This window comes from Dietzia sp. DQ11-38-2 (genome assembly GCF_014145055.1).
Classification (GTDB): Bacteria; Actinomycetota; Actinomycetes; order Mycobacteriales; family Mycobacteriaceae; genus Dietzia.
Genome location: NZ_JAALDW010000301.1, coordinates 1 through 3433 on the forward strand (window position 1 = coordinate 1; position 3433 = coordinate 3433).

Genomic DNA, 3433 nt, shown 5'->3' on the forward strand with positions numbered 1-3433 from the left:
CCCCGCGGCTGGCGGGAGCGCCCGGGCGGCCGCGCTCGATGTCACCGACGCGGCGGCGGTGTCGGACCTGGTGGGCGAGGTGGTCGCCGAACACGGTGGTCTGGACCTGATGTTCGCCAACGCCGGCATCACCTGGGGCGGGGACACCGAGTTGCTGACCCTGGCGCAGTGGGACGCGATCATCGACGTGAACATCCGCGGCGTGGTGCACTGCGTCCACGCCGCGTACCCGGAGATGATCCGCCGGGGATCGGGGTCGCTCGTGCTCACCGCCTCCATGGGCGGGCTGTGTCCTGCGGGTCTGATCACCAGCTACGCCACGACCAAGCACGCCGTGGTGGGGCTCGGGCTCTCGCTGCGTGCGGAGGCGGCCGGCCACGGCGTGGGGGTGACCGTGGTCTGCCCGGCCGCGGTGGACACCGCGATCCTGGACAAGGGCGAGCTCGAGGGTTTCGACGGACGGCACTACTACCTGGAGGGTCAGGGTGTGCGGGAACCGTTGGACCCGGACCTGCTGGCCCAGAGCGTGCTGCGCGGGATCGGGAGTAACCGGGCTCTCGTGATCGAACCCGCCCGGGCGCGGGCGACGTGGCGGCTCCAGCGCCTGTCGCCGGCGCTGATGGACCGGATGCTCACCAGGTATGTGCGGGCGACCAGGCTCCGGAGGGGCGCGGATCCCGCCGGAGCCTGACCCGCCGTCGTTCAGTGCTCGTCGGCGTCCGACTCGGCCTTGGTCGCGTGCACGGTGCCGTGCGCGTGCTCCGGCGGCGCGTAGATGGAGTAGACCTTGAGCGGCTCGTCCCCGATGTTCGTGACGTTGTGCCACGACCCGGCGGGGACGAGGATCACCCAGTCGTCGCCGACCTCCTCGTCGAACTCCAGCCGGTCCTCGGCCGGCCCCATCTGGACGCGACCCCGGCCCTGCTCGACGCGCAGGAACTGGTCGTGGTCCTCGTGCACCTCGAGGCCGATGTCGTCCCCGGGAGCGATCGCCATGACCGTCATCTGCATATGCTTTCCGGTCCACAGCGTGGTGCGGTAGTTGGTGTTGGACAGGGTCTCGTCCTCGATGTTGACGACGTAGGGGTGGGGTCCGTGATCACTGGCGGTCATGGTGTGGTCCTCTCGCTCTCGTGCACGTCGGCTCGCGCCCGGTCGTCTCCATCATGCCGGGCGCGCCCGCCGCGCGATCCGGTTCCCTTCTGCCACGGCCACCGGCCCGAGATCTCGAGCTCGAGCGACCAGCTGAGGAAGGTCCTGATGAGCACGACGAGTGCGAGCAACCCCACCGAGTCGTAGCTCGGTGAGATCGCGACGGTCCGGATGATGTCCGCGGCCACCAGGAGCTCCAGCCCCAGCAGGATCGCGCGGCCGAGTCGGCGACGGAACGCGGTGTAGGCGTCGTTCTCCGGGCCGGACCGGCGGCGCGGGTCCAGGGCGAACAGGGCGGCCACCAACGCGCCCACCACGATGGCGGCCACGCCCGCCGCGTCGATCGTCTTGCCCACCAGTTCCACGGCCTCCGAGAACGTCATGGAGGAACTGTAGACCGGCCCGGCAGGGGCGTGCGGGACCTGCGCGAACACTATGGTTGACAAGTCAACTAATATGGGGGAATGACTCAGCACAGCGCCTCCACCCCCGCGTCGTCGTCACAGTCCGTCGCGCTGGGCCTCGACACCTTCGGTGACACCACGGTCGACTCCAGCGGCGCCCGCGTCCACCATGCCCAGGTCATCCGGGATGTCGTCGACCAGGCGGTGCTCGCCGACGAGGTGGGGGTCGACGCCTTCGGGGTGGGTGAGCACCACCGCCCCGACTTCGCGGTCTCCGCCCCGGATGTCGTGCTCGCCGGGATCGCCACCCGCACGCAGCGCATCACCCTCGGTTCGGCGGTCACCGTTCTGTCCAGCGACGACCCGGTCCGTGTGTTCCAGCGTTTCTCGACGATCGACGCCCTGTCGAACGGGCGCGCCGAGGTGGTGCTGGGGCGCGGGTCCTTCACCGAGTCGTTCCCGCTGTTCGGGCTCGACCTCCAGCAGTACGAGCAGTTGTTCTCCGAGAAACTGGACCTGTTCGCGGCTCTGTTGCCCGAGGCGCCGGTGACGTGGTCCGGCGAGCTACGGCGGCCCCTGGTAGACCAGCGCGTCTACCCGGAGACCGAGCACGGGCTCTCCGCATGGATCGCGGTGGGCGGCAGTCCCGAATCCGTGGTGCGTGCGGCCCGCTACCGCATGCCCCTCATGCTGGCGATCATCGGCGGGCCCGCCGGCCGGTTCGCGCCTTTCGCCGACCTGTACCGCCAGGCGAATGCGCAGCTGGCGGGCACCGACGCCCCGCGGCTGCCGATCGCGGTGCACTCGCCGGGATTCGTCGCGGAGACCGACGAGAAGGCCGCCGCCCTGGCGCTGCCGCACTGGTTGGTCAACCGCAACCAGATCGGGCGCGAGCGCGGATGGGGGGACGCGAGCGAGGCCGACTTCCACCGCGAGGTGCGGTCCGGGGCGATGTACGTCGGCTCGCCCGAGACCGTCGCGCAGAAGATCGCCGCGACCGTGCGCACGCTGGGGCTGGACCGCTTCGACCTCAAGTACGCCAGCGGGCCGACCCCGCACGAGCACCTCATGAACTCGATCGATCTCTACGGGCGCAAGGTCATCCCTCGTGTCCGGGAACTGCTGGCCGGGGCCGGATACGACCCCGGGGTGCCGCAGCAGGTGTCCCGCGGCTGACGGACCGGGTATTACCGTGGGGACATGCTCTTCGCGTTCTCCGTCGCACCCACCACGACCGCGGACGATTCAGCGTCCATGAGCGAGGCCGTCGCCGAGGCGGTCCGGGTGGTCCGCGCCTCCGGGCTGCCCCACGAGACCACGTCGATGTTCACCACCATCGAGGGCGACTGGGACGAGGTCATGCCCGTCATCCGCGCCGCCACCGACGCCGTGCTGGCGGTGTCCCCGCGGGTGAGCCTGGTCCTCAAGGCCGACCTGAGGCCCGGCCGCTCAGGTGAGTTGCGCGGAAAGGTGGACAGGGTGGAGCACCGCATGCGACACGGCCTGGCGGCGGATCCCGGGGGAGGGGAGAGGGGCGACGACGACGAGGCGGTCGCCCCGTGAGCTCCCGCGTCCCCTCGGATCACCCGCGCAGCGACTCCACTGTGGACGATTCCGGATCCGCCGCCGGGTCCGGTGCGCACCGCCCCGGCCCGCGCGGTCCGCAGACCCTCGCGTACGTGCTGGCCACCACGCTCGGGGGGATCGGCGCGCTCGTGGTGGCGACGGTCGAACTCGTCTCCCCCGAGGCCGGGACATTCGATGTCCTGCTGTGGAGCGCGCTGGCGGTGTTGCTCCTCGCCGCGGCCGCCCGGCGGTGGTGGTTCGGGGGCAGTGGCGAGGAGAGCTCGCGCCGCGCTCCCTGAGTGTCAGATCGG

Annotated in this window: 6 protein-coding genes; 4 read left to right on the plus strand and 2 right to left on the minus strand. The window is 71.0% G+C overall.

Features of this window, described 5'->3' with window-relative positions:
- On the plus strand, nt 1-691 hold a 691-nt coding region (locus G6026_RS10770), incomplete at its 5' end, for an SDR family NAD(P)-dependent oxidoreductase (RefSeq protein ID WP_182613178.1).
- Between the two features lie 11 nt (nt 692-702).
- Here the strand turns inward: G6026_RS10770 and G6026_RS10775 are convergent.
- On the minus strand, nt 703-1113 hold the full coding sequence (locus tag G6026_RS10775; RefSeq protein WP_107755288.1) for a cupin domain-containing protein: 411 nt from the start codon (nt 1111-1113) through the stop codon (nt 703-705).
- Nucleotides 1110-1535: a DUF1622 domain-containing protein gene (locus G6026_RS10780; protein WP_107757896.1), complete on the minus strand. Its 426-nt coding sequence runs from the start codon at nt 1533-1535 to the stop codon at nt 1110-1112. The genes G6026_RS10775 and G6026_RS10780 overlap by 4 nt, the downstream gene beginning before the upstream one ends.
- An 81-nt stretch (nt 1536-1616) precedes the next feature.
- On the opposite strand from G6026_RS10780, the gene G6026_RS10785 reads away from it, so the two are divergent.
- The 3 genes from G6026_RS10785 to G6026_RS10795 are packed head-to-tail and all read left to right on the plus strand — an operon-like array spanning nt 1617 to nt 3421.
- Nucleotides 1617-2732 carry an LLM class flavin-dependent oxidoreductase gene (locus G6026_RS10785; protein ID WP_182613179.1) on the plus strand — a complete coding sequence of 372 codons (1116 nt, stop codon included), beginning with the start codon at nt 1617-1619 and terminating at the stop codon, nt 2730-2732.
- 24 nt (nt 2733-2756) lie between these two features.
- Nucleotides 2757-3119 carry an MTH1187 family thiamine-binding protein gene (locus G6026_RS10790; protein ID WP_182613180.1) on the plus strand — a complete coding sequence of 121 codons (363 nt, stop codon included), beginning with the start codon at nt 2757-2759 and terminating at the stop codon, nt 3117-3119.
- Nucleotides 3116-3421: a hypothetical protein gene (locus G6026_RS10795; RefSeq protein ID WP_182613181.1), complete on the plus strand. Its 306-nt coding sequence runs from the start codon at nt 3116-3118 to the stop codon at nt 3419-3421. The genes G6026_RS10790 and G6026_RS10795 overlap by 4 nt, the downstream gene beginning before the upstream one ends.
- Nucleotides 3422-3433: the final 12 nt, after the last annotated feature.